This window comes from Kitasatospora sp. MY 5-36 (genome assembly GCF_001182915.1).
Classification (GTDB): domain Bacteria; phylum Actinomycetota; class Actinomycetes; order Streptomycetales; family Streptomycetaceae; genus Kitasatospora.
Genome location: NZ_LFVW01001005.1, coordinates 1 through 2,529 on the forward strand (window position 1 = coordinate 1; position 2,529 = coordinate 2,529).

2 protein-coding genes are annotated in these 2,529 nt (G+C 76.4%); one reads left to right on the plus strand and one right to left on the minus strand.

Annotation, left to right across the window (positions count from 1 at the left end):
- The first annotated feature begins 203 nt into the window (after positions 1–203).
- Positions 204–1,316: an ADP-ribosylglycohydrolase family protein gene (locus AE652_RS39415; protein ID WP_049660394.1), complete on the plus strand. Its 1,113-nt coding sequence runs from the start codon at positions 204–206 to the stop codon at positions 1,314–1,316.
- Between the two features lie 36 nt (positions 1,317–1,352).
- Here AE652_RS39415 and AE652_RS39420 read toward each other — a convergent pair.
- Positions 1,353–2,529 (minus strand): serpin family protein (locus AE652_RS39420; RefSeq protein ID WP_159028703.1); only part of this gene is annotated, 1,177 nt, incomplete at its 5' end.

Below are 2,529 nucleotides of genomic sequence, written 5' to 3' on the forward strand. Positions count from 1 at the left end.
CGGGTCAGCGACGGCGTGGGCTGGGCGGCCGGACGCGCCGCCGCCGACCGGGCCGCGCTGCACGGGCGCGCCGGGGCGATCCGCCGGTAGGCGGTCACACCCCGGCGGTCCCCCGGCCGACCCGCGCAAGATCCACAGGAGTCGCCCCGCCTCCCGGGGGACCTGATAGAACGTAGTCCGCCACGAACAAAGGGGGGCTCGACGTGACGGAACCGGCGGCGGAGTCGGGGTACCGGGACCGGGTGCGCGGAACGCTGCTCGGCGGAGCGATCGGCGACGCGCTGGGCTGGCCGGTGGAGTTCCAGCAGCTCCACCAGATCCAGGACCGGTACGGGCCGCAGGGCGTGACCACACTGCCGGCCGGGTCCGGGCCGGTCGAGGTCACCGACGACACCCAGATGACGCTGTTCACCGCCGAGGGCCTGATCCGCGGCTTCGTCCGCGGCTGGACGGGCGGCGGCGGCTCGGTCCCGGAGGCCGTGCACGGCGCCTACCGGCGCTGGCTGCGCACCCAGTTCCAGGACGCGCCGGACACCGGGCCGCAGCCCCGCCCGTACGACGGCTGGCTGCTGAGCCGGCCCTTCCTGTACGCGCGGCGGGCGCCGGGCAACGCCTGCCTGAGCGGGGTGTCCGAGCACCCGGTGTTCGAGGCGCCGTCCGCGATCGGGCTGACCGGGCCGATCAACCCGGGTTCCAAGGGCTGCGGCACGGTGATGCGCTCGGCGCCGTTCGGGCTGGCCCGGCTGGGCGTCGAGCAGTCCTTCGGGCTGGCGGTGCAGTGCGCCCAGCTCACCCACGGCCACCCGACCGGCTACCTCGCGGCGGGCGCCTTCGCGGCGCTGGTCGAGCGGCTCGCGCACGGCACCGAGCCGTGGGCGGCGGTCGGCGAGACGGTGGAGCAGATCCGCGAGCTGCCGAGCTCCAAGGAGACCGTCCAGGCGCTGGCCCGGGCGGTGCGGCTGGCCCAGGAGGCCGAGCCCGCGGCGGAGACGGTGGAGCGGGTCGGGCTCGGCTGGATCGCCGAGGAGTGCCTGGCCATCGCCGTGTACTCGCTGCTGGCGGCCACCCTGGACCCCGACCCGGTGCGCACCGCGCTGCTGCTGTCGGTGAACCACTCCGGGGACAGCGACTCGACCGGCGCGGTCTGCGGCAACCTGGTCGGGGCGGCGTACGGCGCCGCGGCGCTGCCCGCCGAGTGGGCCGGGGCGGTCGAGGGCCGGGCGGAGCTGCGGCAGGTCGCGGACGACCTGCTGGTGCTGTTCGGCAGCCGCGACCCCCGGCACCCGGCGCTCGGCGGGCGCTACCCGGCCTGGTGAGCCCGGGGCCCCTCGGACGCCGCCCCGGCCCGTCGGCTACTTCGCCAGCGGGTCGGTGACCTGGCCGAGGAACAGCGGCGCCCCGCCCCGGGCGTCCCGGATCAGGAACAGGAACGGCCGGTCCAGGTACAGCTGGACCGGCCGGTCGGCGTTCGGCGCCGCCGCCGCCTCGACCCCGGCACCGCTGCCGGCCGCCGCGACCGTCCCCTCCTCGTCGACCTCGACGGTGGCCTTCTGCACCACCGTGCCGACGACCAGCGGCTCCTTGGCGATGCCGGTGAGATCGGCCTTGTCGAAGGCCGAGGAGACGCCGAGCGAGCGCAGCGCGGGGGTGAGCTCCTTCGAGGTGCCGAAGCGGAAGCGCGGCAGCCGGAGGTCGACCGGCCGCTCGGCGAGGGCGCCGAGGACGCGGTCGAGCTGGGGCTGGTCCAGGCCCTTGGCGAAGGCGGCGAAGCCGCCCTGCGCGGGGACGATCAGGTCCATCACCAGTGCGCCGTCCGCGTACGGCAGCTCGACGGCCTGCCAGGGCTCGCCGAGGATCCCGCCGGAGCCGTCGGCGTACTTGAACTCCCCGGTCTGCGCCATCGTGGGGACGGCCGGGGTGGAGCCGTCGAGCTTGTGGAACGGGCGGTCGGCGGTGTGCGAGGGCTTGAAGGCGGCGGCCCACCGGGCCTTCAGGTAGAGCGCGTCGGTGAGCACCAGCCGGGTGCTCGGGGTGATCGCGTCCCGGCCGAACAGGTCCTTGATCCGGCCGTCGGTGGCCTTCTCCACGGCCGCGTTGACGGTCTTGCGGGCCCCGTCCGGGTCCTTGGCGAAGTCGGCCTGGTGCACGCCGGTGTCGAAGGCGGCGGCCAGGTCGGCCAGGTAGCCCGGCTCGACGGCCAGGCCCTGCTGCGTCCAGAGGTCGTCGCTGCGGCGCAGGGTGAGCCGGTCGGTGGCCGGGACCGGCCGGTTCAACGCGCCGGTGGCGAGCGCGTACTGCCGCGGGTCGAGGTCGGTGTGCAGGGCCTTGGCCAGTTCCCCGGCGGTGGCGCCGCGGGCGCCGGGCAGCAGCATCGCGAGCAGGGTGGCCAGGCCGGACGGCGAGACCACGAGGTTGCCGCCGGCGGCGTCCGGCTGGGCGGTCAGGGCGTGCAGGAGGTCGAGGCCGAAGGCGTCGGTGGCGGCCGCGGTGGCGGCCACCTGCGCCGGGTCGACGGCCGGGCGGCTCGCG